Here is a 25842-nt window from a genome sequence, read left to right as displayed (position 1 = left end):
CGGATTGTTCTTTGATAGGCATTAGTTAATATCTTTGAAATAGTCGTTGGTCAATATATGCTCTATAGAAAGTCCTTCCTCTGGTGTATAGCTGGTGCTTCTTACTGCAGAAAAATTAATATCTCTGCTGCCCTTGGTTATAGTGCGCTCCCCCGCTGTTTGTGTGCTTGTGGTGTAAACCGTACTTCGCATAGCCACATAGCCGCTAAAGTCATTTTTAATTTTTGTGAGAAGCTCGTTTATCTTTGCTGGTGTCAGATTGAGTTTTTTTTCGAGGGGGACACCCCAACGAGATAGGCACACCTCTGCGAAGTGCCGAACGATTTGGCCGGGTTCCGGATAAACCTTTGCACCCGAGTTGCCATTGGGAGCGGCATTGCCTACTAGGGTCGCATGGCGTCCGGGGATTGGATAAATATGCACTCTGGTGCCGCTGTCGAATTCGGGGACGACGCTGGAAAAACCTAGGGACCGCTCATCTCTTGCGTAAAAGGCTACATATTCTTTGACGTTAATGCCGATTTTAACCCTGTTGTCCTGGAAGTTTAAGGCGCCAGGAACAGGGTCGGCAGCAAAAATGTTGACAGGTACACTACTTAAGGCATTGTCCTTAAGCATCGCATTGGCCAACATATGGCAGCTAATTCCACCTCGGCTCCAACCTACCAGGTTTACCTGCGTTGGAATGACGCCATCTTTTCGAAAAATCTTGATGATCTGCTCTTGTAATTGTTGTGGTGTCGTCTGACGCGTACCATATTTATACGTTCGCCAAAACCAGCATCCTGTTGTATTGACCTCTTCAATCGGGATGCCTTCATTCAGCAGTTTATTATAGTTTTCTTGGGATAGTTCTTCTCGCTGCCAAGTAAAATTTCCCTTCATCATGTTGACGGCGTGAGAAACATTTTCCTCCCATCCGGAACCAAAGGCCATTCCCCTTAATTGGTAATAACCACCGGGCTTCGTGAACATGTCATCAGCTTGCAGGTTTCCGCTACCAGGACCATCGATGATGATCCAATTCGCGAATTCATTACTTTGACTTCGAGTATTCTGAGCTAGGGTGGAAACGAGTTCGCCGTTCCAATAATTTGCGTTGGTATCATCAAATTGGTTTGAGCCTGTGCCGCAGAAGAAAACAGTAAAAGTAGTCATTAGGAGTTATCCGTGAGTTCGAGAGAAGTCGCCAGGTAATGAGAGTTTAAAAAAAATCCGTTGGCTACTGTTAAGTTTGACAGGTGTTTAGTTTGTTTTTTTATATCGGAATGTCTTTGTAGAATGAAGAGTTCTAAGAGGTTTTGACGCGCTTAGCGTGCGTTTTTATTCGTTTGTCTACTGCCAATATTGACAGTAGACAAACTTGTTCCGAATGGATTTCTCAAGCGCACTGATAAGCAAAAGAGAAAAAAACACAGGCGATCGAATACGTACGGATTTATATGTATCTGTTTTCTAATAGAAATGTATATTTTTCAATGTGCCGTTTGTCGGTATTAAAGCATGACTGTCAGAATTGACAGTAGATATTTCACAAGTGCAAATCTATACCTTTGAACGGGCAATGTGGCCTAGCTAGTCAGCAAGGTTGGAGGTGGGTATGAGTGAGTTTACGGCGGAGGTCGTATTTACAGAGGCAGAGGTGGATAACCTTAAAGCTTACGTGTCATCAGCTTTGAGTCTTCCTACTGAAGCGACAACTATTGAGTCTCTCTATCGCCTTTCTGGCGCGAACATAAAAGGTTTGGGTGCCAATGAATTAAGTGAAGTTTTCCAAATGGTACATAATAACGCCTCCAAATGGCCGAGCATTGAGGGGGATATGATCGTGTTAATGGATAATTTATCTGCGTTTGCAGATGACTTTCAGTCCTATGGTAACAATACACTCGATACCATTGAAAAAATTCCAGGGTATGCAGAATTCAAAGTCGAAATTGCTGACATGACACAGGAGCAAGTAAACCATCTCCCCATGCGGTCAATGCTTGGTGTGGATAATTCGGCATTGTATACAGTCAGAGATCTGTACGTCGCGTTAGGAAATGTTGTCAGGAGTCGGTTGGAAGCAATCAACGGCATAACAACTCGAATCTCTGATTTTAAGGAGGAATTAAGCAATAAAGTCATGGTAGCTGTTACAGGGAAAATTGCATTGTGCGGTGTTGATGTGATTGATAGGCAAATTAAGGATCTTGATGAAAGACTTGAGAAGGCCAAGCGTAAAGAGGCCGAAGCTGAAGCCTATTGGAATAGGCCACTAAATTTTTTTGAACTATTATCAGGCGTGGGTGAAATGAACCGCTTCATCAAGGGCGGAGTCATTGAACCTATAATTGTAGAAAGGAATAGGTTGATTGGAGCGTTGCAGGATAAAGATGAGGTTAAAGCAATTCTACAAAACGTGCGTACTAACCTTGAAACGATAGAGACCCTTGTCACTGCAGCCCTTGATGCAGCGAGGCAGATGGAAAGCATGTGGATTATGACGGCGGGATATGCAGATAATTCTGTACTTAAAATCAATAATGTTTATGGGATACGCACCATTAATACGCTGGACCTTACACAAAGAGCGATGATGAAAGATTGGCGAACCGTAAAAGCTTATGTGCAGTCACTGAGGCCGGCTTTTTGTAGATAAATTGTAAGTGTTTAAAGTTTTCTAATTATATTGATAGATAAAGGAGCGCCACAATGGCTACGGTAAATGACGCATCAATTCCGGTGGTGACTAAGAGCGACGTGGCAAGCATCCGTCGATACGTAACAAAGGGGAAGTCGCTGCCCACTGACCTTAATAGCATCACACAAATACTGGGTGTGACGACGACAGGTATTCCGGGGCTGGAGCCAAACGATATCAGGGCTTTGTATTCCGATATTAATATAAATGCTATTGCGTGGAATAATGTTGAAGTTTCGATGAAAAAAGTAGCGGCGTCTCTTTCAACGTTCGCGGATGATCTTCAGACTTACGGAGGTGCGCTTGTTGACACGATTAAAACCATGCCGGGGTACATCGATTTTTCGGGGCAAGTGAAGGATATCAGTGAGGAGGCTATTCAAGCTCTTCCTGCCGTTTATATGACTCAGGCGGATGGGCAGAGGGTATCAACTATTCAGGAATATTTACAGTATTTGAAAGAATCCATTGAGGCCAAGCGATCAAATACTAGAGGCGTCATTAATATTATCACTTCCTTCAGGACCGCCGTAGAAACGATTATGCCTGGGGTTGGGGCCATGCTTAAACTGACGTCAAAAGATGAGTTAAATTCTCAGGTCACGTCATTACAAGCGAAAATTGATGATATGGAACTGAGGATTGAACAAAAAAAAGCTGAGTATGGGTTTGTCGTATGGGATGTACTGGCTTCCTTTACACTAGTTTCAGCTATCCCGTATTGGACGTGGAAACTAGTTACTCAAGCGAATGAACTGGATCCTTTGAAAGAGCAAAAGGCTGCACTGATCCAGCAAATTGAAGCGAGAAACGGCTTGGTGGCGTCGCTTCATACCATTGCGACCGATTTAAATACTCTGTTCGATTATGTATTGAGTGCTGAGAAAGTAGTTACTCAACTTGAGGGTATCTGGCAGGGCATCCTTACCTATATCGACTCTTCGAAGCAGACCATCAACACCGCTACTCAATACACGGTCCTTCGTATGTTCGTTATAAAGTTGGAGGCCGTAATGGGTAATTGGTCAAACGTCAAAAAGAATTCAAGTTTTTTGGTTGTGGCTTTGAGCTGAGTATTATTTCTTTGTTATGAGAAGGAGAGTGTGTCATGAATGCTGATGAACTTAAGGTTCCCGATTTAAAAGTGGTTAGGAAGGTTCGAGTTATTATACGTAACGAAACGCTTATCAGTTTGAGTAATGTTCCATACGAGTCACTCAAGGAAGAGCTAAAACAGTTGAATAGTGCTGTTAGTGATGTTGATGAGAAAATCAACAACGCGCTCAATACCGTACCTGCATTATTGGAAACCGATGAGTTGCAAGGGTATGTTGATGAGCTCAGCGCCATGACTGATTCAACTCCTCAGTCGGCGCAGGATAGCTATAATCGAGAAATAAAGAATTTCCTTGATGGCTTTTTAAATCGATTTTCTCAGTATCGAGACGATGTGGTTGCCGGCGTATTTAACGCGGAAACAACCACTATTAGTGGTAACTCCTATATGTTGAGTGTTCTCAAGTCTGAACGGGAAACACTATTAAAGCAGCTGTCTCCCGAGGAAAAGCCGTTAATTAAAATGAAAGAACAAAAGGTGATTCTTGATCAGGCTATCAAGGCTTATACGGATACTACGGGGTTGGATAAGGCCCTTGCGCTTGTGGATCAGGCAGAAAATGTGATCGAAAAAAATGAAAAACCTGGTGAAATGAAAGCTGCCGCAATTAAAGCTGGAGCTGAGGTCAGTAAGATGGTTCTAAAAAGCATCGACGAGGCCATTAAGTTCGACCATATGGTACAGGCACGAACATCTCTTCAGGACAGCATTGATCGACGCGAGAAACGAATGACGAGTCTGGAACAACAACTCGATGCCAATCAGCAAAAAGCGCAGCAGTTTATCGAATCGCAAAATATAACGGAGCCGCGTAGGGTCTATGTTTACGAGGCGACCAAGGTTGCGGATGCGTTGACTAATTTTATTGATTTGGTGTTTGTAAAACCCAAGGATGTACTCGGCACTGCGACACTTTTGCTGGCCAACGCGAGTGATCTGAAAAGTTACTGCCGTAAACTCCAGCCCTATTGGCTTCGGGATGTATAGTGTGTAATGAGTGGATGCATGAGTAAGTACCTGAGTGCCAGTGTAGTCCAAGTGCTTACTCTTTTATTTTTTGGGTTTTAAGATTTTATAATTGGGATGCCCCGCGTTTATAATCGCGGTCCAAAAGAAAGCCCCTCCCACCCGGCTGATGCGCAACCTGATGGGAAGGGCTGTAGAACACTGGCAATGCTCTGGACTCACCCTCCAGAGCATTTTTTGCGGGTCAGGCCACGAACTGTTCCGCGTAGTGGCAAGCCACCTGACGGTTGTCGAGTGGCCGCAACAGTGGCTCGTCGGTGCTGCACAGTTGGGTCGCGTACGGGCAGCGCTTGTGGAAGGCGCAGCCAGACGGCGGGTTCAGCGGGTTGGGCAGTTCGCCGACGATCTTGATCTTCGGCTTGTTCGGGTCCGGGTGAATGGTCGGGGTCGCCGACAGCAGCGCCTGGGTGTACGGGTGCAACGGGCGTGCGTAGATATCTTCCTTCGGACCTACTTCCACCGGGCGGCCGAGGTACATCACCATCACGTCATCGGCGACGTGTTGTACCACCGCGAGGTTGTGGGAGATGAACACGTAGGCGGTGTTGAATTCCTGCTGCAGGTCCATGAACAGGTTAAGCACCTGAGCCTGGATCGACACGTCCAACGCCGAGGTCGGTTCATCCGCCACCAGCACTTTCGGTTGCAGCATCATCGCCCGGGCCAGTGCGATCCGCTGGCGCTGGCCACCGGAGAACATGTGCGGGTAGCGCTGATAATGCTCGGGGCGCAGGCCCACTTGCTTCATCATCGCCTGGACCTTTTCCCGGCGTTCGGCGGCGGACAGGTTGGTGTTGATCAGCAGCGGCTCGCCCAGTTGGTCACCGACCTTCTGGCGCGGGTTCAACGAAGCGTATGGGCTCTGGAACACCATCTGCACGTCTTTGCGCAATTGCTTGCGCTGGGCCTTGTCGGCGCCGGCAACTTCCTGGCCGGCGATTTTCAGCGAGCCGGAAGACGGTTCTTCGATCAGTGTCAGGGCGCGGGCCAGGGTGGATTTGCCGCAACCGGATTCGCCCACGACCGCGAGGGTCTTGCCAGCTTCCAGCTCGAACGACACACCATTGAGCGCGCGCACCAGGGCGTGGCCCTTGAACAGGCCACGGGACACTTCGTAGTGACGGGTCAGGTCGCGGGCGGTAAGTACGACGGCCATTACGCCACCTCCTGATTCAGCGGGTAGAAGCAGCGGGCGAGGCTGTTGCTTTTCGGGTCAAGGCCCGGGCGTTGGGCGCGGCAGGATTCCTGCACATACGGGCAGCGTGGCGACAGCAGGCAACCCTGCGGGCGGTCATAACGGCCGGGAACGATACCCGGCAGCGTGGCCAGGCGCGTGGCGCCCAGGCTGTGCTCGGGAATCGCCTTGAGCAGCGCTTCGCTGTACGGGTGCGCCGGGATGTCGAACAACTGCGGCACCTGGCCGACTTCCACGGCTTGGCCGGCGTACATCACGCACACGCGCTGGGCAGTTTCAGCCACCACCGCGAGGTCGTGGGTGATCAGCACCAGGCCCATGTTCTGCTCTTTCTGCAAGGCCAGCAGCAGTTCCATGATCTGGGCCTGGATGGTCACGTCGAGTGCCGTGGTCGGTTCATCGGCGATCAGCAATTTCGGCTCGCCGGCGATGGCCATGGCGATAGCCACACGCTGGCTCATACCACCGGACAACTGGTGCGGGTAGGCATCCATACGGCTGGCTGCGCCTGGGATTTCCACCTTTTCGAGCAGTTCGATGGCGCGCTTGCGCGCTTGCTTGCCGGACATTTTCAAATGCAGGCGCAGCACTTCTTCGATCTGGAAACCCACGGTGTAGCTGGGGTTCAGGGCGGTCATCGGGTCCTGGAAGACCATCGCCAAGTCTTTACCGACGATCTGCCGGCGCTGGCGGTTGCTCAGCTTGAGCATGTCCTTGCCGTCGAAGTTCAGGGCGTCGGCAGTGACGATGCCGGGGTGCTCGATCAGGCCCATCAGCGCCATCATGGTCACGGATTTACCCGAACCCGACTCGCCAACGATCGCCAGTACTTCGCCTTTGTCGACGGAGATGTCGAGGCCATCGACCACCGGTACGGCGGTCTTGTCGCCGAAGCGGACATTGAGATTCTTGATTTCTAGCAGTGACATGGGAATCTCCTCAGGCGGCATTCTTGAGTTTCGGGTCCAGCGCATCGCGCAGCCCGTCGCCCATCAGGTTGATTGCCAGCACGCTGAGCAAAATGGTCAAGCCAGGCAGGCTCACGACCCACCAGGCGCGTTCGATGTAGTCGCGGGCCGAAGCCAGCATGGTGCCCCACTCCGGGGTTGGCGGTTGTACGCCAAGGCCCAGGAAGCCAAGGGCTGCGGCATCGAGAATTGCCGAGGAGAAACTCAGGGTGGCCTGAACGATCAACGGTGCCATGCAGTTAGGCAGCACGGTGACGAACATCAGGCGCGGCAGGCCGGCGCCGGCGAGGCGGGCGGCGGTCACGTAGTCACGGTTCAGTTCGCCCATCACCGCAGCACGGGTCAGGCGGACATAGGACGGCAGCGACACGATCGCGATGGCGATCACGGTATTGATCAGGCCAGGGCCGAGGATCGCGACAATGGCCACAGCCAGCAGCAGCGATGGCAGGGCCAGCATGATGTCCATCAGACGCATGATGGTCGGGCCAAGCATGCGTGGGAAGAAACCGGCGAACAGACCCAGCAGGATCCCCGGGATCAGCGACATGACTACCGACGACAAGCCGATCAGCAAGGACAGGCGCGAACCCTGGATCAGGCGCGACAGCAGGTCACGGCCCAGTTCATCGGTACCCAGCAGGAACTGGATCTGCCCACCTTCCAGCCAGGCCGGAGGGGTCAGCAGGAAGTCACGGTATTGCTCGCTCGGGTTGTGCGGGGCCACCCAAGGGGCGAACAGTGCGCAAAACACTACCAGCAACATGAACAGCAGGCCGGCAACGGCGCCTTTGTTCTTGGAGAAGGCTTGCCAGAATTCTTTGTACGGGGACGGGTACAGCAGGCTTTGATCGACTGCTACCGCGGGAGTAGGTGTGGTCATGGTCATGATCTCAGCGCTGGTGACGGATGCGTGGGTTGGCGAAGCCGTAGAGGATGTCCACCACGAAGTTCACCAGAATCACCAGGCAGGCGATTAACAGGATGCCGTTTTGCACCACGGGATAGTCCCGTGCGCCAATGGCTTCAATCAGCCATTTGCCGATGCCGGGCCACGAGAAGATGGTTTCGGTCAGGACCGCACCCGCCAGCAGCGTGCCGACTTGCAGGCCGACCACGGTGAGTACCGGGATCAAGGCGTTACGCAGGCCGTGGACGAATACCACGCGTGCCGGCGACAGGCCTTTGGCCTTGGCGGTACGGATGTAGTCTTCACGCAGGACTTCAAGCATCGACGAACGGGTCATCCGCGCGATCACGGCCAGCGGGATGGTGCCGAGCACGATGGCCGGCAGGATCAGGTGGTGCAACGCATCCCAGAACGCGTCCGGCTCGTCAGCCAGCAGGGTGTCGATCAACATGAAACCGGTGCGCGGCTCGATGTCGTAGAGCAGGTCGATCCGTCCCGACACTGGCGTCCAGCCCAGGCTCACGGAGAAGAACATGATCAGGATCAGGCCCCACCAGAAGATCGGCATCGAATATCCCGCCAGGGAGATGCCCATCACCCCATGGTCGAACAGGGATCCTCGTTTCAAGGCCGCGATCACCCCGGCTAACAGCCCCAGAATGCCGGCGAACAACAGGGCGGCCATGGACAGTTCCAGGGTCGCCGGGAAGAGGGCGGTGAACTCGGTCCACACGCTGGTACGGGTACGCAGCGATTCGCCAAGGTCCCCTTGGGCGAGCTTGCCGACGTAGTCCAGGTATTGCGCATACAACGGCTTGTTAAGGCCAAGGCGTTCCATTGCCTGTGCGTGCATCTCGGGGTCGACTCGTCGTTCGCCCATCATGACTTCGACGGGGTCGCCTGGGATCATGCGAATCAACGCGAACGTCAGCAAGGTGATGCCGAAAAACGTGGGGATCAATAACCCCAATCGGCGGGCAATAAAACTAAACATCTTGTTGTGTACCTCAATCAGCCGGTTAGGCAGGTTCGGCACCGTCAATGTCGACGGTGCCGAGCGTTTCTCTTATTTACTTCACCTGGGTGGTGGCAAAGTTATTTGTAGTCAGAGGGCTTTGGGTAAAACCTTCGACGTTTTTACGCATGGCGGTGAACATTTTCGGGTAAGCCATGGGAATCCATGGTTGGTCCTTGTCGAAAACGTCCATTGCTTGTTCATAGAGTGCAGCGCGCTGGGTGGGTTCAGCGATAGCGCGCGCCTTGTCGATCAAGTCTTGAAACTCTTTGTTACACCAGCGGGCGTAGTTTTCGCCGTTTTTCGCTGCATCGCAACTCAAGTTCGGGGTGAGGAAGTTATCCGGGTCCCCGTTATCCCCCGCCCAACCGGCGGAGACCATGTCATGTTCGCCATTCTTGGCGCGTTTGAGCATTTCGCCCCATTCCATGACCTTGATGTTCACTTTCAGGCCGATTTGCGCCAGGTCCGCCTGCATGCGCTGGGCGCCGAGCATTGGGTTGGGGTTGGTCGGGCCGCCGCCGTTACGGGTGAACAGGGTGAACTCGGTGCCTTCCGGTACGCCGGCTTCCTTGAGCAGGGCGCGGGCCTTGTCCAGGTCACGCGGCGGGTTTTTCAGCTTGTCGCTGAAACCCAGCAGGGTTGGTGGGTACGGGCCGGTGGCATCGATGGAGTTGCCTTTGCCGTACAGGGATTCGTTGTAGCCTTTCTTGTCGAACGCGATGTTGATCGCGTGACGTACCCGCGCGTCGCTCATGTACTTATGGGTGGTGTTCAGGGCGGTGTAGGCGGTGGTCATCGCTGCCAGTTCCGCAACCTTCAGGTTCGGGTCGGCCTTCATGCTCGGCACGTCATCCGGTTTTGGGTACAGCGCGATCTGGCATTCGTTGGCCTTGAGCTTTTGCAGGCGCACGTTGTTGTCAGTGGTGATGGCCAGGATCAACGGATCCGCCGGCGGCTTGCCACGGAAGTAGTCCGGGTTGGCCTTGAAGCGCACTTGGGCGTCTTTGGCGTAGCGGGTGAAGATGAACGGGCCGGTGCCGATGGGCTTGGCGTTGAGGTCATCGGTCTTGCCGGACTTGAGCAACTGGTCGGCGTATTCGGCGGAGTGAATCGAGGAAAATGCCATGGCCAGGTCGGCCAGGAATGGTGCTTCAGGGCGGGTCAGGGTGAAGACCACGGTGTGGTCATCGGTCTTCGTTACGCTCTTGAGCAGTTCCTTGAAGCCCATGCTTTCGAAGTACGGGTAGCCCACGTTGGACTTGTTGTGCCACGGGTGATTCGGGTCCAGCTGGCGCTGGAAACTCCAGAGCACGTCGTCGGCGTTCAGGTTGCGCGTGGGTTTGAAGTAGTCGGTGGTGTGGAACTTGATGTCGTCACGCAGGTGAAAGGTGTAGGTCAGGCCATCGGCGCTGATTTCCGGCAGGTCCTTGGCGAGCGCCGGGATCACGTCGGTGGTGCCGGGCTTGAAGTCCACCAGTCGGTTGAACATGGTTTCAGCGGCGGCGTCAGCGGTGACGGCCGTGGTGTACAAGACCGGATCGAAACCTTCCGGGCTGGCTTCGGTGCAGACGACCAACGGTTTGGCCGAGATGCCAACAGCGACGCTCAACAGCGCAGCGGCAATGGCAGCTTGTAACGGGAGCATTTTCATCTAAGAGCCCTCTGCAATCGATTGGACCAGACAAGCGTAGGCGGCGGGCTCGTCCTGAGCCCGCCGCCCACCTGGCGCTGATTAAAGAATGTTGAACGGGATGGTGGTCACCAGGCGGAACTCACGCAGGTTGCCGTCAGCCTGGTTGGCGCTGGCACGGTGAGTCACGTAGGTACCGCGGAAGGTAGTGGCCTTGAGTGCGCCGCTTTGGATCGCGTAAGCCGCGCCTACACCGTATTCCTGGTGTTTCTCGCCGTCCTGGGCCTGAATGCCGTTGTAGGCAAAGCCCGCGCGGCCGCCGTCGCCGGTGTAGTGAGTACCGTCGATACCCCAGCCACGCGCCGAGTAGATGTTGAACTTCAGGCCTGGCACGCCGTATTCGGCCATGTTAATGCCGTAGGCAATCTGGAAGGACTTCTCGTTCGGACCGTTAAAGTCGGACGTCAGGGAGTTGGCCAGGTAGATGCCGTTGGTTTCGTGCAGGTAGTCGAAGTACTCGTCACCGTTCACGGCCTGGTACGAGAAGGTCAGGCTGTGAGCCTGGTGGGTCAGGCCGAACGACAGCGAGTAAGTGTCGTTGTCGATCTTGCCCATCAACTTTTTGCCTTCGTCGACGGTTTTGTAGTAGTTCAGGCCAGTGGTCAGGGACAGGGTCTGGCTGTCACCCAGCTCGTGGGTAGCGCCGAAGTAGTACTGGTTCCAGAAGTCTTCCACGTTGGCGGCAAACAGGCTGGTCTTCAGGCTCTTGAATGGCTGGTAGTTGACGCCAAAGGTGTTGACCTTGTCGGTTTCCTGGCGGCCATTGCCATATTCACTGCGGAATTTCGACAGGCTCTGCTCGGTCCGTGGCGAAACGCGGTCAAACACGCCGCCCTGGAACGACAGGTTGCTGAACTCTTCGCTGTTGAAGCTCACACCTTCAAAGCTCGAAGGCAGCGCACGGTTGCCGATGGTGTCGACGATGCCGCTGCTGAAGTTCTGGCGACCGGCAGTCAAGGTGGTGTTCGAGACACGGAACTTGACGTTGGCCAGGCCCAGTTTGCTCCACTGGTCTACGGCGTCGCCGTCGGAGTCGGCCAGGGTACGGTTGGAACCGCCCTTGATGTCGCGCTTGCTACGGTCCAGGACCACAGCATTGTAGACCGCAACCTCAGTGCTCACACCCACGGTGCCTTGGGTGAAGCCCGAGGTAGCGTTGAGGATGGTGCCTTGCACCCAGTTGGTACGGTAATTGTCAGTACGGGCTTCGCCGTGCTTCTGGTAGGTGAATTTGCTGCCGCGGAAGCGTTGTTCGTTGGAGAACCAATTACGGGTTGTACCGCCCAGGCTGAATCCATCGATAAAGCCTTTGGCCTCGCTTTGGGCGCTGGTGCCGGCCAGTGTGGTTGGAACGAAGTCCTGGCTTGCAGGTTCAGCGTAGGCGGTAGCCGTGATGCTGCTGATGGCCAGGGCCAGTAGCGCGGTGCTGCTCAGTTTCATGGGTGAAGCTCCTTTGGTTCTCTTTTTAATGCCGGTCTTTTTAGGTGAACCGGCTATTGGGTGTGTAACTCTTTCAAGCCTTTGCAAACGTTTGCCCGAGGGTAAAACCCGAAATAAGGCTGCACGTTTGCAGCAGGGTGAATTCTCACCCTGCGCAATCCGGTTATTTTTTTATGGGGTAATGCTGACGCCCGAGAACACGTTGCGGCCGAAGGGGCTCACTTTAAAACCTTCGACTTTGGCGCTTAACGGCTGGTTGACCGTCGAATGGGCGACTGGCGTGATCGGCACCTGCTGCTTGAGCAGTTGCTGCGCCTGTTTGTACAGAACAGTCCTTTGTTCGCGGTCGGTCACGACCTTGGCTTGCTTGATCAGCTTGTCGTACGCCGGGTCACACCACATGGAGTAGTTGTTCCCGCCGATGGCGTCGCAGCTGTAGAGAGTGCCCAGCCAGTTGTCCGGGTCACCGTTGTCGCCGGTCCAGCCGATCAGGCTGATATCGTGCTCGCCATTCTTGGTGCGCTTGATGTACTCGCCCCATTCATAGCTGACGATCTTGACCTTGAGTCCAATCTTGGCCCAATCGCTTTGCAGCATTTCGGCCATCAGCTTGGCGTTGGGGTTGTACGGCCGTTGCACCGGCATCGCCCACAGGGTGATCTCGGTACCTTCCTTCACGCCGGCAGCCTTGAGCAGTTCCTTGGCTTTTTCCGGGTTGTAGGCGGCGTCCTTGATGGTGTCGTCGTAAGACCACTGGGTCGGTGGCATGGCGTTGACCGCCAATTGCCCCGCGCCCTGGTAAACGGCGTTGAGAATGCTCTGCTTGTTCACCGCCATGTCCAAAGCCTGACGCACTTCTAGCTGGTCGAAAGGCTTGTGCCGCACGTTATAGGCGATGTAGCCGAGGTTGAAGCCTGGCTTGGTCAGCAGTTGCAGCTTCGGGTCGGCCTTCAGCGCTTCGACGTCGGCCGGGCGCGGGTGCAGGGTGATCTGGCATTCACCGGCCTTGAGCTTTTGCACCCGCACAGACGCGTCGGTGTTGATCGCAAAAATCAGCTGGTCGAGCTTCACGCGGCTCGGGTCCCAGTACTGTTTGTTACCGGTGTAGCGAATCTGCGAGTCTTTCTGGTAACGCTGGAACACGAACGGCCCGGTGCCGATCGGCTTCTGGTTGATGTCGCTGGGCTTGCCGATCTTGAGCAAATGGTCGGCGTATTCAGCCGACAGGATCGAGGCGAAGCTCATGGCGATGTTCTGGATAAACGCGGCGTCGACCGTGTTCAAGGTCATCACCACGGTGTGCGGGCCGGTTTTCTCGACCTTCGCGATATTCTTGTTCAGGCTCATCCCGTTGAAGTACGGGAACTCGGTGGGGTAGGCCTTGCGGAACGGGTGTTCGGGGTCAAGCATGCGATTGAAGGTGAACAGCACGTCGTCGGCGTTGAAATCACGCGTCGGCTTGAAGTCCTTGTTGCTGTGGAATTTCACCCCTTCACGCAGGTGGAAGGTGTAGGTCAGGCCGTCTTCGGAAATATCCCAGCTGGTTGCCAGCCCAGGTACGACATTGGTCGCGCCTTTTTCGAACTCGGCCAGGCGGTTGTAGAGAGGCTCGGCGGCGTCGTTGTCGGTGGCCGTCGTGTATTGCGCGGTGTCGAAGCCAGCCGGGCTGCCTTCGGAGCAAAACACCAGGCTCTTTTTATCGGCAGCCTGGCCCATCGAGGCCACAGCCAACAGGCTGGTGCCGAATATCGCGGATAGAACGGTGGTATGGCGCATGACAATCCCGATCCTTGTTTGTTGTTTTCGTCAGTGAGCAATCGCCCGGTCATTCATGACCTGGCGACATCACTGATCCCACAACGGCAATTGCCCTACAGAGACGATGCTTCTGCCGTGCCACGACGTTAGGGGTCGGGAGCCGGGCAGTAAATACAACGAATCTGACAGACCTTGTAGGTAACGGAGCCGCGATTCGCAGTTAACAGCCGTAAGACGGCGGCGCGTGCGGATGTGGTCTATTTCCTACGGTCTTGGCAGATGCAATAACGGCGACGTTATAAACGTCGCCGTCAGAGCCTCTTACTTGCCGCTTACGCTCACGCCGTAGAAGGAGTTCAAGCCAAATGGGCTGATCTTGAAGTCCTGCACGTTGTTGCGCATGGGTTGATACACCGTCGAGTGCGCGATAGGTGTCATCGGGACTGCATCTTTGAGGATATGTTGCGCCTGCTTGTACAGCTCGGTGCGTTTGGCTACGTCGGAAGTCGCCTTGGCTTCTTTCACGATGCCGTCGAATTTCTTGTCGCACCACTTGGAGAAGTTGTTGCCGGCCAGGGAATCACAGCCGAACAGCACGTTCAACCAGTTGTCCGGGTCACCATTGTCGCCGCTCCAGCCAATGATCATGGCCTGGTTCTCGCCGCCTTTGGAACGCTTGATGTACTCGCCCCACTCGTAGCTGACGATGTTCACTTTCAGGCCGATCTGTTTCCAGTCGTTCTGCAGCATCTCAGCCATCAGCTTGGCGTTCGGGTTGTACGGACGCTGGACCGGCATCGCCCACAGGGTGATCTCGGTGCCTTCCTTGACGCCGGCTTCCTTGAGCAAAGCCTTGGCTTTGGTCACGTCAAACGGCGCATCCTTGATGGTGGTGTCGTAGGACCACTGGGTTGGCGGCATGGCGTTGACGGCCAGTTGACCCGCGCCCTGGTAAACCGAATCAATGATCTGCTGCTTGTTCACCGACATGTCCAGGGCTTCACGCACCCGGATGTCCGACAGCGGGTTAGGCGCGGTCTGGCCCTTGAGGACCGGCATTACGTTGTAGGCGATGTAGCCCAGGTTGAAACCGGCCTGGTGCGGCAGTTTCAGGTCCTTGTCTTCACCCAGCGCCTTGAGGTCGGCCGGACGCGGGAACAGGGTCACCTGGCATTCGTTTTTCTTCAGCTTCTGGATACGCACCGACGGGTCAGTGGTGATGGCGAAGATCAGGTTGTCGATCTTCACGTCTTCAGGCTTCCAGTAATCCTTGTTGCCGGTGTAACGGATGTTGGAGTCTTTCTGGTAGCTCTTGAACACGAACGGACCAGTGCCGATTGGCTTCTGGTTGATGTCCTGAGGCTTGCCTTCCTTCAACAGTTGGGCGGCGTATTCGGCCGACTGGATGGAGGCGAAGCTCATGGCCAGGTTCTGGATGAAAGCGGCGTCCACGGTGCCAAGGGTGAACTTGACGGTGTGGGCATCGACTTTCTCGATGTTCTTGATGTTGGTGTCCATACCCATGTCCGTGAAGTACGGGAACTCGGTTGGGTAGGCTTTACGGAACGGATCATCTTTGTTGATCATCCGGTTGAAAGTGAACAGTACGTCGTCAGCCGAGAATTCACGAGTTGGCTTGAAGTACGGGGTGGTGTGGAACTTGACGCCTTCACGAAGGTGGAAGGTGTACGTCAGGCCATCCGGGGAAACGTCCCAGGTCGTGGCCAGCCCAGGAACAACAGCGGTGCCGCCGCGCTCAAACTGGGTCAGACGGTTGAACATGGTTTCGGCCGAAGCATCGAAGTCTGTTCCGGTGGTGTACTGGCCTGGGTCAAAACCGGCCGGGCTCCCTTCGGAGCAGAACACCAAGTTGCTCGCCGCTTGGGCGAAAGGTGCAGCAGCCATTAAACCGGCGCTGACTAATAACGGAATGACTGCGTGTTTAAGCATGTTGGCCTCATGATTTGTTGTCATTTTTGGTAGTGAGGGCGACCTCGTGAGTCGACCTGCGGATACTTATGCAGGGCCCATACCCATTGCAAGATGTTGAGAGCCTACAACGGCTAAACAGTGGTACGAACGTACACGAATGTCGCATATGTGTAAGTTCGGGCACATTTACGCATTTTCGAAGGGTTTTTTCGGTGCGAGGCGCGCACCAGGAATGCCCAACCGAGGCGTCTGGCGCACTCGGTTGGGGCGTTGCTGTTACTTATTCAGACTGACGCCATAGAACGGTGTGAGTCCAAATGGGCTGATCTTGAAGTCCTGCACCTCCTTTCGAAGGAGCTGGAAAACCGTCGAGTTTGCAATAGGCGTTATAGGCACTTGTTCTTTAAGGATTTTTTGTGCCTCTTGATACCACTTGATACGCTGCTCGCGGTCGCTGCTGACCTTGGCCTGCTGCACCAGTTTGTCGTACGCCGGGTTACACCATTTTGCGTAGTTGCTGCCCTTCACCGCGGCACAACTATAGAGCACGCCGAGCCAGTTATCGGGGTCGCCGTTGTCGCCGGTCCAGCCGTAAATCATCACATCGTGCTCGCCGGCTTTCGCGCGTTTGATGTACTCGCCCCACTCATAGCTGACGATATTGGCCTTGATGCCGATTTTTTCCCAATCCTGCTGGATCATCTGCGCCGACATTCGAGCGTTGGGATTCGACGCGCGTTGAACCGTCATTGCCCACAGGTTGAGGGTGGTACCTGGTGCAACCCCTGCTTCTTTTAGTAGCGCCCGGGCCTTGGCCGGATCGTAGGGCGCGTCCTTGATCGTCGGATCATAAGACCACTGCGCCGGAGGCAGTGCGTTCTGCGCCAATTGTCCGGCGCTCTGGTACACGGCCTTGATGATTGCCGGCTTGTCGATGGCCATGTCCAAGGCCTGGCGCACCTTGAGCTGGTCCAGGGGCGGATGGGTCACGTTGTAGGCCAGAAACCCCAGGTTGAAGCCGGCTTGCTGAAGGACTCGCAGGTTGGGGTCCTGCTTCATCACTTCGATGTCGGAAGGGCGCGGGTAACCGCTGACCTGGCACTCTCCGGCCTTGAGTTTTTGCAGGCGCACGGCGGCGTCCGGGGTGATCGAGAACACCAGGTTGTCGAGCTTCACATCCTCGGGCTTCCAATACTGTTTATTGGCGCTGTAGCGAATCTGCGAATCCTTCTGGTAACGCTTGAACACAAATGGCCCGGTGCCTACCGGCTTCTGATTGATGTCGGCGGCCTTGCCTTCCTTGAGCAACTGCGCGGCGTACTCGGCAGATTGCACCGAGGCGAAGCTCATGGCCAGGTTTTGCACGAAGGAGGCGTCGACGTTGTTCAGGTTGAAGCGCACGGTGTGCTCGTCGAGTTTTTCGACGCTCTTGATCGTGGTGTTCAAGCCCATGTCGGTAAAGTACGGTGACTCGGACGGGTAGGCCTTACGGAACGGGCTCTCGGGGTCAAGCAGGCGCTGGAAGGTGAACACAACGTCGTCGGCGTTGAAGTCGCGGGTGGGGGTGAAGTAGTCGGTGGTGTGGAACTTGACGCCATCGCGCAGGTGGAAGGTGTAGGTCAGGCCGTCTTTGGACACGTCCCAGCGAGTCGCCAGGCCGGGTTCGACTTCGGTGCCGCCGCGCTTGAACTGGGTCAGGCGGTTGAACACGGTTTCGGCGGAGGCATCGAAATCGGTGCCGCTGGTGTACTGGCTGGGGTCGAAACCGGCGGGGCTGGCTTCGGAGCAGTAGACCAGGGTACTGGCCGCCTGGGCCATCGGCATAAACGCCATCAGGCCGGCGGCGAGGAGCAGCGGTTTAAAGGTGATTCTTTCCATGGAGACCCCTGAAGTGGCAGGTAAACGCTGCGCAAACGAAAACGGCAGTCACCGAGGTTACCGCCGTTCAGGATTGCCAGGTAGGGGAGATGCTTATAACTTTTTACATGACAGATACTTCTATGCGTGTGGGCGCTGATTTGTCGATTGAGAGCCCATCACCGTCAAGCTCGTTACTTTCACTTATTTTAAATACTCTACTGGCCCTTGCGCTGGTGCCGTTGACGAGTTTGAAATCCGACCCTGAAACATCGGTAACCGTAAAGTCGATATTGGCTGTGACGGTAGCCGATTGAGTGGCCGGGTCGTAGTCAATGTAGAAGTGCCTATCGGTTCCAGTGCTCATATAGTCATCTTTTAATCCTGCTTGTACCTCTCCCCACGCAGGGGCCGTAGCTCCTTGATGAGCAACTTCAGAGATGCGGGCTCGCAGGGCAGGCTCCGGAACGATTTGCTCAAACTGTTGGATGGCTTGCTTTATAAGCGCATTCATTTCTGACTGTGGGACGTTATTGCCGGGAAAATTAAGCGCCTTAATTTGTTTGGGTATATTGATCTCTACCTGTTTCCCATTTACCCGCAAAGTGTAAGGGTTGCGATTGAGATCCGTAATGAACTGATCACTGTAATCGCTGGATCCGAATTCTGTGGGTTTCGCCTTTTCCGAGGTGGCGACTGTAAAGTTGTCAACGTTGTCACTCCAGGAGACGTTAAGTTTTCTTTTGATAACACCTGCCTCTTCGTAGTTGTTGCTGGAGAAGTCGTAGTTGATTTTTTCGTTAACGTTCAGAAACTGATCAAACTTTTCAGCTTCGTTAATTTTCGAACCATCCAGGTTATGGAAGTGATTTGCGAACCCTGGAGTCGGTTTTATCTCTTCGCTAGGGGTTGGCGATATCGTGCGTTGCCATGGCCATTTTGGCCGGCCAGCTTGACCTCCGACCCGCACCCACTCTCCATCGCCATTCGAATGTACGGTCATCACCGGTTTTCGGCTTATCGGGTCAATTATCTGCACATAGTTGTCACTGAGTTTGAAATCCCCCCGGATCTCGTACACCTTGCTGACGCCCGTGTCGTCGGTATGCCGGATTAACCATTGGTCGGCGCCGTTAACGTCCTTGGCCTGATAAATGCCCTTGGCGTTGGGTGTGCTATTGGCAATCAGATGATCACCGTCAACTACCGCATGGCCACTGATATTGCCCGCTTGTGAGGGCTGTAGGCTATTGGGCAAGCCACGGCCTGCGCGGCCCTCCAAGGCGTTGATGGAGGTTGCCTGGCCGGGCAACGTCGTCATGTTCTCGCGCGGTATTGCAAACGGGTCTTCGGCCTTCCCGCCCCCGCCGGCCGAAAACAAGGTATTGAGAGCGCCATCGAAGGCTTTCCAGGCGCCATCACTGCGTTCTGCCTGTGTGTCGCCTGATGCGGACTTTTCCGCACCCAACGCCAGTTCCGTGACGCCGAGGGCGGCGGCGGCCGCTGCAACGGGAGCAGCAATAGGCGCCATGGGCGCGAACAGCTTGGCGGCTGCGGAAATGTCATTGAGCCAGGTGTCCCGGGTTACCTCGCTGTTGGATTTTATCGCGATGTCCGCATCGCTGATCATGCGCTCCTTCGCCTGATCCTTCATTTGGCTGAAGACGTCACCTTCGATGCGCTTATAGTTGCGGTCAATGGTTTCGCCTTCCATCTTCGACCAGTCACCGTTGCCCAGATGAGCGAGTGAGGAGTCGACGCCGAATTTTCCGAACGCGCCGCCGTCCTGGCGGTTGTACAGGGAGAAATGCGAAGCGAGCGCCTCGCGTTTTTTCGGGTCCTTGGCTTGGTCCACCACCCATTCGTCCATTTTGTCGAGGGAGGCGAACCTCAGGAATGCCGGCGTTGCACCTGGGATGTAGAGAATTTGCGTACCGTCGCGACGGTTGTTCTGATAGTTGTACTGCCCGTCATCCAGGACGGCGAACCGGATAATGTCGCTGGAGCCCCAGCCATTGATGTCGAACGGATAGGCCCGCAACTGGTCTTTAGCCGGTGCGTCTGTCTGTAGTTGGGCTACCGTCAGTGGCGCGTTTTCATCCTGCGCAATATTGGAGGCCGCCTTCATCACCAATCGATAATCGTCCCGGGTGAACTGGTGTTCGGCCGGCATCAGCTTTTTTTCGAGGGGTGTCTTGGCGTCATACCCGCTCAGTTGCTCGCGTGCCTGCTGGATGAACTGCCCTTTCAACGTTGTTCGGTAGTCTCCCCCCTTGGCACTCCAAAACTCGTTTATTTTTGTGCTCATGCGCGACTGGAAGTCAGTTTTCCAACTCCCGTGCATCAACGTTGAAGGGGCGAGGGGGAACTGATTGTGGGCACCATAGCCGCCCTTGGTGCTTTCCCCGCGACCGGTCTTGTAGATGCCGGCTTCTGTGTCAAGTTGGCCGGGGATTTGGTCTTGTTCCGAGAAGTTATCCAGCAAAGCGTCCGGCAGGCGTTTCGAATAGAACGGTTCTTCACCCAGGTGCATCGCGCCGGTAGCGGTGCCGGGCGAGGCGCTTTGAGCTTGATAGAAGCGATTGAAGTACAGGCTGTCCGGGTCTACGTTTTTTTGGCCGGTCTCTTTCTCGATCAACTCTCCCGCCCACCGTTTGGCCTCGTTATGCACGTTGGGGTAGGCGTTCGCCACCTCAGTCGCTAAACGAGTAAACGCCAGTTTTTGCGGTGTAGCACTGTAAGACTGCTCGGTATTGCTCCTCTGTAGGTCCAGGGCCTGCGCCGAACGCAGGTTGGCAGGCCGCAGGCGGTCATCGGGGGGAATGGCTTCGAAGGATTTGCTGTGCTCCAGTCGCCGGATTTGCGCCCTGCCCTCAGACAGGTTGGCTGGGACCTGCATGCCGTAAAAACCAGCGACTACTTTTGCAGAGACGTCCACGGTGTTTTCGTTTGAACGTATCCGTAATTCCTGCCCGACGCCTGGAGCTATGACCTTGCCGGACGCGAGAAGCGGTCCTGAAACTTGTCCCCAACCGGTACCGTCGGAGAGAGAGAAGTCTTTCCTCACACCGTCGACTTTGGCGGACATCGCTCCGGTGGAAGGGACTATCGACAGGCTGGACGGGCCGATTTTCTGCTCGCGCATCCAGCCCTGAATAATCGGATGTTCCAGTTGCGAGCGATGCAGCTCAAGCCATTGGCCCAACACCGTTTGGGCGGGAACCTTGATCAAGCCGGGGCGGTGGCCTTCGACCTTACGCTGTACCGCCCCGATGTAGGCCTGGACCAGGGCAGGGTCTCCCGGCGGCGCATCAACTTGCGGCGGTTGTACTGGGGTGGGGGTGAGCGTCTTGTGAGCGCTGGGGTGTGGAGTGGGCGGCGCCGGCATTGAAGCGGCTTGCTGCAAGAAACGGGACGTTGCGCTCAGCCTGGAAGGGGATAAATGAAGGTACATGGGTGTGGTACTCGATAGTGGGTTGGACACATACCCGCAGAGCAATCCCTGTCAACGTTGGGGTATATATAGGTGTCGAAAACCGGAATATCGATTCCGTGATGAATATCAGAGGAGAGTTGCAGGATATGTTCTCACCTGAATAAAAAACGCTGCCCGTAGGCAGCGTCATTGCAACTCGGGTACCGCTCGATCAGGGCATCTGGACTTCGATCACACCGTCCGCCGTCATATTGACCTGGCTGGTGCCCGCTTCAACTTCCGGCGTCGGTGCCGAATCCATTGCTGCGGCTTTCATCATCATCCCGCCACGGGCATACGGCTGTGGATAACCATTGGTGTTGAAGTTCAGGTTGACGATCTTGTAGCCCTTGCCGCCCAGCGCATCGGTGGCCAGTTGTGCACGGGCCTTGAACGCGGTGACCGCTTCTTTAAGCAGCGCATCTTCGCTGGCCTTGCGAGTCGGGTTGGCGATGGCGAAGTCCATGCTGTCCATTTTCAGGTTGGTCAGCATGTCGCCGGTGAGCTTGGACAGTGCGGCGAAGTCGGCACTTTCCATGCGCAGTTCAGCGCGTTCGCGCCAGCCGGTGATTTTCTGGTTCTTGTTGTCGTAGATCGGGTAGCTGTTGCGGCTGCCCTGGCGCAGGGTCACGCCTTTGACTTCACGGGCCTGGGCCAGCGCTTTGTTCATGGTGGTGGTGATTTCGGCGGCCAGCTTGGCCGGGTCGGTGTTCTGCGACTCGGTGTACAGCGTGACGATCATCTGGTCGCGCGCCACTTCCTGGCTGACTTCGGCGCGCAGGGCAATCTGGTTGTAATGCAGCTCATCAGCGGCCATGGCAGGCAGGCTGGCGAGGGTAGCGGCGCCGAGGGTTAGGGTGGCTGCACTGCGAATGAAACGAGACATGTAAGCTCCTTGAGATGTTCGTGTTCGGTAAGACTGTAGACGCAAGGTTTCAGTTCTTCGGGTTTACACATTCGCTACAAGTTGACGGATGCCGACGAACGGTATGTTCCTGACCCCTGCGTCAAAGAGCCACACACGCCGTGCCAGCGCTGCCGCTTCGTTTATACTCCGTGCGATCCGCCTGCAGCGCTCATCGGGAGAGCTCATGCTCGCCGCCGTAAAACTGACTTCCGCCACCCGCCAGAACCTTTGGCGCCTGACGTTCATCCGCACCTTGGTACTGGCCGCACAGGCCGGTTCGGTCGGGCTCGCCTATTGGTTCAACCTGCTGCCGCTGCCTTGGCTGCAACTGGCCGTGACCCTCGGGTTTTCCACGGTACTGTGCGTGTTTACCGCCATTCGCCTGCGCACCACGTGGCCGGTGACCGAGCTGGAATACTCCCTGCAACTGGCCTGCGACCTGTTTATCCACAGTGTGTTGCTGTACTTCTCCGGCGGTTCCACCAACCCCTTCGTTTCTTATTACCTGGTGCCACTGACCATCGCCGCGGTGACGCTGCCGTGGCGTTATTCGGTGGTGCTGTCGGGCATCGCCCTGACCCTGTACACCCTGCTGCTGGCGCAGTTCTACCCGTTGCAGACCTTTCCCATCGCCCGGGAAAACCTGCAGATCTACGGCATGTGGCTGAGCTTCGCCCTCTCGGCGGCGGTCATCACCTTCTTTGCCGCGCGGATGGCGGAAGAGCTGCGCCGCCAGGAAGAACTGCGCGCCATTCGCCGTGAAGAAGGCCTGCGCGACCAGCAACTGCTGGCCGTCGCCACCCAGGCCGCAGGCGCAGCCCATGAATTGGGGACGCCGCTGGCGACCATGAGCGTACTGCTCAAGGAAATGACCCAGGACCACCACGACCCGGCCCTGCAAGACGACCTGAGCGTGCTGCAGGAACAGGTCAAGCAGTGCAAGTTGACCTTGCAACAACTGGTGCGCGCCGCCGAAGCCAATCGCCGCCTGGCGGTGGAGATGCAGGACGTTACCCAGTGGCTGGACGAAGCCCTGAACCGCTGGCACCTGATGCGTCCCGAAGCCAGCTACCGTTTTCACCTGCTGGGCCAGGGCTCGGTGCCGCGCATGGCGCCGCCGCCGGACCTGACCCAGGCGCTGCTGAACCTGCTGAACAACGCCGCCGACGCCTGCCCGGAAGGCCTGGAAGTGACCCTGGACTGGGACGCGGAAGACCTCACCATCAGCATTCGCGACCACGGCGCCGGCGTGCCGTTGGCGATTGCCGAGCAGATCGGCAAACCCTTCTTTACCACCAAGGGCAAAGGCTTCGGCCTCGGCCTGTTTTTGAGCAAGGCCAGCGTGACTCGCGCGGGCGGCTCAGTGAAACTCTATAGTCATGAGGAAGGCGGCACGCTCACCGAGCTGCGCCTGCCCCGTGTCGCACGAGGAGACATCGATGAGTGACGAGATCCAAGTCGAAGGCGAAGAACTGCCGCACCTGCTGCTGGTAGATGACGACGCTACCTTTACCCGCGTGATGGCCCGCGCCATGAGCCGTCGTGGCTTTCGCGTGAGCACCGCCGGCTCCGCCGAAGAAGGCCTGGCCATCGCCACGGCCGACCTGCCGGAATACGCGGCCCTGGACCTGAAAATGGACGGCGATTCCGGCCTGGTGCTGCTGCCCAAGCTGCTGGAGCTGGACCCGGAAATGCGCGTGGTGATCCTCACCGGCTATTCCAGCATCGCCACCGCCGTCGAGGCTATCAAGCGTGGCGCGTGCAACTACTTGTGCAAGCCGGCGGACGCCGACGACGTGCTGGCCGCCTTGCTCTCCGAGCACGCCGACCTCGACACCCTGGTGCCGGAAAACCCGATGTCGGTGGACCGCCTGCAGTGGGAACACATCCAGCGCGTATTGACCGAGCACGAAGGCAACATCTCCGCTACGGCCCGTGCCCTGGGCATGCATCGCCGGACGTTGCAGCGCAAATTGCAGAAGCGTCCGGTACGACGTTGAACGGCGACTGAACAACTTGCTTCAGGCCGCACGGAGCCCTGAACCGATCGTCTATGATCGGTTCAAACGCCTGTTATTTTTTTCCTACCGAGCCTGAACAATGAATCAGAACGCTGAGTATTCCGCGGTCAATGACGCGGTGCGTGGGCAATTTTTAAGAAAAGTCTGGGCGCTGATCACCCCTTACTGGCGCAGTGAGGAGAAGGGCAAGGCCTGGCTGTTATTGCTGGTGGTGCTGGGGCTGTCACTGTTCAGTGTGGCGGTGTCGGTGTGGTTCAACAGCTGGAACCGCGACTTTTACAACGCCCTGGAAAAGAAGGACTACGACGCCTTCACTCACCTGCTGATGTACTTCAGCGTGATCGCCGTGGTGGCGATCGTGACCGGGGTGTTCACTTCCTATTTGCAGCAAATGCTCACCATCCGCTGGCGGCGCTGGCTGACCGAAACCTATTTTGCCAAGTGGCTGAGCCAGAAGAACTATTACCACCTGGAATACGGCGGCTACACCGATAACCCCGACCAACGTATCTCCGAAGACCTCAACGCCTTTACCAGCAGCACCCTGAGCCTGGGCCTGGGTTTTATCAGTAACCTGGTGAGCCTGGTGTCGTTCTCGGTGATCCTGTGGGGCGTGTCCGGCAGCATCGAAGTGTGGGGCATCACGATTCCCGGCTACATGTTCTGGGCGGCGCTGGTCTATGCGGTGCTGGGCAGTTGGTTGACCCACTTGATTGGTCGAAAACTGATTGGCTTGAGCAACCGTCAGCAACGCTTCGAGGCCGACTTGCGTTTCAGCCTGGTGCGGGTGCGGGAGAACGCGGAAAGCATCGCACTGTTCAATGGCGAGCCCAATGAACACCAGCAGCTGAGTGCACGCTTCGGGCGAGTGTGGAGCAACTTCTGGAGCATCATGCAGCTCAAGAAGCGCTTGAATTTCTTCACCAGCGGTTACTCGCAGATCGCGATCATCTTCCCGTTTGTGGTGGCTGCGCCGCGTTACTTTGCCGGCAAGATCGAGTTGGGCGTACTGATGCAGGTCGCCCAGGCGTTTGGCAGTGTGCAGGGCAGCCTGAGCTGGTTTGTCGACGCGTACACCGTGTTGGCCAGCTGGCGTGCGACCTGTGACCGTCTGCTGAGCTTCGGCGAGGCGATGGACGAAAACGAAGGCCGCAACATGGGTATCGAGTTGCAGCGCCAGGGCGGTGATCTGCAGATGAACAACCTCAGCCTGGACCTGGCTGATGGTCGTCACCTGCTCGAAGGCGCCAACCTGACTGTTGCCGAAGGTGAGCGCCTGATGCTCAGCGGTCGTTCCGGCAGCGGCAAATCAACCTTGCTGCGGGCCATGGGCAATTTGTGGCCAAACGGGCATGGCAACATTCGTTTGCCGGCCGAGCGTTATCTGTTCCTGCCGCAGAAGCCGTATCTGCCGATTGGTACGCTGCGTGGCGTGTTGAGTTATCCACAGGAGGAGGGCGCGTACCCGGCGGAACGTTATGCACAGGTCCTGGAAACCTGCCGCCTGGCGCATCTGATTCCGCGGTTGGACGAAGCTAACCACTGGCAGCGGATGTTGTCGCCGGGTGAGCAGCAGCGCCTGGCGTTTGCCCGGGCGTTGTTGTTTGAGCCGCAATGGCTGTACATGGATGAAGCTACGTCTGCGATGGACGAGGAGGATGAGGCGGCGCTGTATCAGGCATTGATCGATGAGTTGCCGGGTTTGAGCATCGTCAGCGTCGGGCATCGCAGCAGCCTCAAGCGTTTCCATGGGCGGCATGTGCGGATCGAGAACGGGCAGTTGGCGGAGCAGTCGCTGGTTTGAGCTTTTGGGGGTATATCCGTTATTTAGGTAACGGCCAC

At 56.0% G+C, this 25842-nt stretch carries 18 protein-coding genes; 6 read left to right on the top strand and 12 right to left on the bottom strand.

From position 1 onward, the window contains the following. Positions 1–21: 21 nt before the first annotated feature. The gene (locus tag SNL23_RS21600; RefSeq protein ID WP_167665775.1) at positions 22–1158 is read right to left on the bottom strand and encodes a hypothetical protein; all 1137 of its coding nucleotides are present in this window, start codon (positions 1156–1158) and stop codon (positions 22–24) included. A gap of 442 nt (positions 1159–1600) precedes the next feature. Here SNL23_RS21600 and SNL23_RS21595 point away from each other — a divergent pair, with 442 nt between their 5' ends. From SNL23_RS21595 to SNL23_RS21585, 3 genes are read left to right on the top strand one after another with little or no spacing between them, the layout of a single operon-like run. Next, entirely contained in the window at positions 1601–2644 is a 1044-nt protein-coding gene (locus SNL23_RS21595; RefSeq protein WP_167665774.1) for a hypothetical protein, read from the top strand. 53 nt (positions 2645–2697) lie between these two features. Beyond that, complete coding sequence (locus SNL23_RS21590; protein WP_318303452.1) at positions 2698–3759, top strand: alpha-xenorhabdolysin family binary toxin subunit A; 1062 nt, start codon at positions 2698–2700, stop codon at positions 3757–3759. 35 nt (positions 3760–3794) lie between these two features. After that, entirely contained in the window at positions 3795–4790 is a 996-nt protein-coding gene (locus SNL23_RS21585; RefSeq protein WP_318303450.1) for an alpha-xenorhabdolysin family binary toxin subunit B, read from the top strand. Between the two features lie 223 nt (positions 4791–5013). Here the strand turns inward: SNL23_RS21585 and SNL23_RS21580 are convergent, their stop codons facing one another. The 11 genes from SNL23_RS21580 to SNL23_RS21530 all read right to left on the bottom strand — a co-directional run bounded on the left by SNL23_RS21580 (position 5014) and on the right by SNL23_RS21530 (position 21958). Next, positions 5014–5985, bottom strand: coding sequence for a peptide ABC transporter ATP-binding protein (locus SNL23_RS21580; RefSeq protein ID WP_076016507.1), 972 nt, complete (start codon positions 5983–5985; stop codon positions 5014–5016). Further along, positions 5985–6953, bottom strand: coding sequence for an ABC transporter ATP-binding protein (locus SNL23_RS21575; protein WP_017138287.1), 969 nt, complete (start codon positions 6951–6953; stop codon positions 5985–5987). Before SNL23_RS21575 ends, SNL23_RS21580 begins: the two co-directional genes overlap by 1 nt. 10 nt (positions 6954–6963) lie before the next feature. Further along, positions 6964–7875, bottom strand: coding sequence for an ABC transporter permease subunit (locus SNL23_RS21570; protein ID WP_076016508.1), 912 nt, complete (start codon positions 7873–7875; stop codon positions 6964–6966). Positions 7876–7885: 10 nt separating this feature from the next. Beyond that, positions 7886–8896, bottom strand: a complete 1011-nt coding sequence (locus SNL23_RS21565) for an ABC transporter permease subunit (protein WP_003171721.1) — start codon at positions 8894–8896, stop codon at positions 7886–7888. 76 nt (positions 8897–8972) lie between these two features. Further along, a complete protein-coding gene (locus SNL23_RS21560; RefSeq protein ID WP_318303449.1) occupies positions 8973–10571 on the bottom strand; it encodes an ABC transporter substrate-binding protein in 1599 nt (532 codons plus the stop codon). A gap of 81 nt (positions 10572–10652) precedes the next feature. After that, a complete protein-coding gene (locus tag SNL23_RS21555; RefSeq protein ID WP_076016510.1) occupies positions 10653–12050 on the bottom strand; it encodes an OprD family porin in 1398 nt (465 codons plus the stop codon). 171 nt (positions 12051–12221) lie between these two features. Then, on the bottom strand, positions 12222–13766 hold the full coding sequence (locus SNL23_RS21550; RefSeq protein ID WP_371916644.1) for an ABC transporter substrate-binding protein: 1545 nt from the start codon (positions 13764–13766) through the stop codon (positions 12222–12224). Between the two features lie 363 nt (positions 13767–14129). Continuing rightward, the gene (locus SNL23_RS21545) at positions 14130–15758 is read right to left on the bottom strand and encodes an ABC transporter substrate-binding protein (RefSeq protein ID WP_076016512.1); all 1629 of its coding nucleotides are present in this window, start codon (positions 15756–15758) and stop codon (positions 14130–14132) included. Positions 15759–16016: 258 nt separating this feature from the next. Beyond that, positions 16017–17618, bottom strand: coding sequence for an ABC transporter substrate-binding protein (locus SNL23_RS21540; RefSeq protein WP_318303447.1), 1602 nt, complete (start codon positions 17616–17618; stop codon positions 16017–16019). Positions 17619–17721: 103 nt separating this feature from the next. After that, the gene (locus tag SNL23_RS21535) at positions 17722–20829 is read right to left on the bottom strand and encodes a dermonecrotic toxin domain-containing protein (RefSeq protein ID WP_318303445.1); all 3108 of its coding nucleotides are present in this window, start codon (positions 20827–20829) and stop codon (positions 17722–17724) included. 415 nt (positions 20830–21244) lie between these two features. Beyond that, positions 21245–21958, bottom strand: coding sequence for an SIMPL domain-containing protein (locus tag SNL23_RS21530; RefSeq protein ID WP_167665768.1), 714 nt, complete (start codon positions 21956–21958; stop codon positions 21245–21247). A gap of 205 nt (positions 21959–22163) precedes the next feature. Between SNL23_RS21530 and SNL23_RS21525 the strand changes: the two genes are divergently transcribed. The 3 genes from SNL23_RS21525 to SNL23_RS21515 all read left to right on the top strand — a co-directional run bounded on the left by SNL23_RS21525 (position 22164) and on the right by SNL23_RS21515 (position 25804). Further along, positions 22164–23426, top strand: coding sequence for an ATP-binding protein (locus tag SNL23_RS21525; protein WP_167665767.1), 1263 nt, complete (start codon positions 22164–22166; stop codon positions 23424–23426). After that, positions 23419–23979 (top strand): response regulator transcription factor, encoded by a 561-nt coding sequence (locus SNL23_RS21520; protein WP_003216016.1) that lies wholly within the window; start codon positions 23419–23421, stop codon positions 23977–23979. Before SNL23_RS21525 ends, SNL23_RS21520 begins: the two co-directional genes overlap by 8 nt. Positions 23980–24079: 100 nt before the next feature. After that, positions 24080–25804, top strand: coding sequence for an ABC transporter ATP-binding protein/permease (locus SNL23_RS21515; protein WP_167665766.1), 1725 nt, complete (start codon positions 24080–24082; stop codon positions 25802–25804). The last annotated feature ends 38 nt before the right edge of the window (positions 25805–25842 follow it).

Source organism: Pseudomonas sp. SED1 (assembly GCF_034044025.1).
Taxonomy (GTDB): Bacteria; Pseudomonadota; Gammaproteobacteria; order Pseudomonadales; family Pseudomonadaceae; genus Aquipseudomonas.
Note: the sequence above shows the minus strand (reverse complement) of the source record. Positions and strands in the feature narration are given on the sequence as shown.

Excerpts from the sequence above, each read along its gene's own strand:
- SNL23_RS21525 (WP_167665767.1), top strand. The coding sequence starts at position 22,164 with ATGCTCGCCGCCGTAAAACTGACTTCCGCCACCCGCCAGAACCTTTGG.
- SNL23_RS21530 (WP_167665768.1), bottom strand. The coding sequence starts at position 21,958 with ATGTCTCGTTTCATTCGCAGTGCAGCCACCCTAACCCTCGGCGCCGCT.
- SNL23_RS21515 (WP_167665766.1), top strand. The coding sequence starts at position 24,080 with ATGAATCAGAACGCTGAGTATTCCGCGGTCAATGACGCGGTGCGTGGG.
- SNL23_RS21585 (WP_318303450.1), top strand. The coding sequence starts at position 3,795 with ATGAATGCTGATGAACTTAAGGTTCCCGATTTAAAAGTGGTTAGGAAG.
- SNL23_RS21520 (WP_003216016.1), top strand. The coding sequence starts at position 23,419 with ATGAGTGACGAGATCCAAGTCGAAGGCGAAGAACTGCCGCACCTGCTG.
- SNL23_RS21550 (WP_371916644.1), bottom strand. The coding sequence starts at position 13,766 with ATGGGCCAGGCTGCCGATAAAAAGAGCCTGGTGTTTTGCTCCGAAGGC.
- SNL23_RS21575 (WP_017138287.1), bottom strand. The coding sequence starts at position 6,953 with ATGTCACTGCTAGAAATCAAGAATCTCAATGTCCGCTTCGGCGACAAG.
- SNL23_RS21545 (WP_076016512.1), bottom strand. The coding sequence starts at position 15,758 with ATGCTTAAACACGCAGTCATTCCGTTATTAGTCAGCGCCGGTTTAATG.
- SNL23_RS21580 (WP_076016507.1), bottom strand. The coding sequence starts at position 5,985 with ATGGCCGTCGTACTTACCGCCCGCGACCTGACCCGTCACTACGAAGTG.
- SNL23_RS21595 (WP_167665774.1), top strand. The coding sequence starts at position 1,601 with ATGAGTGAGTTTACGGCGGAGGTCGTATTTACAGAGGCAGAGGTGGAT.
- SNL23_RS21570 (WP_076016508.1), bottom strand. The coding sequence starts at position 7,875 with ATGACCACACCTACTCCCGCGGTAGCAGTCGATCAAAGCCTGCTGTAC.
- SNL23_RS21540 (WP_318303447.1), bottom strand. The coding sequence starts at position 17,618 with ATGGAAAGAATCACCTTTAAACCGCTGCTCCTCGCCGCCGGCCTGATG.
- SNL23_RS21565 (WP_003171721.1), bottom strand. The coding sequence starts at position 8,896 with ATGTTTAGTTTTATTGCCCGCCGATTGGGGTTATTGATCCCCACGTTT.
- SNL23_RS21590 (WP_318303452.1), top strand. The coding sequence starts at position 2,698 with ATGGCTACGGTAAATGACGCATCAATTCCGGTGGTGACTAAGAGCGAC.
- SNL23_RS21555 (WP_076016510.1), bottom strand. The coding sequence starts at position 12,050 with ATGAAACTGAGCAGCACCGCGCTACTGGCCCTGGCCATCAGCAGCATC.
- SNL23_RS21560 (WP_318303449.1), bottom strand. The coding sequence starts at position 10,571 with ATGAAAATGCTCCCGTTACAAGCTGCCATTGCCGCTGCGCTGTTGAGC.
- SNL23_RS21600 (WP_167665775.1), bottom strand. The coding sequence starts at position 1,158 with ATGACTACTTTTACTGTTTTCTTCTGCGGCACAGGCTCAAACCAATTT.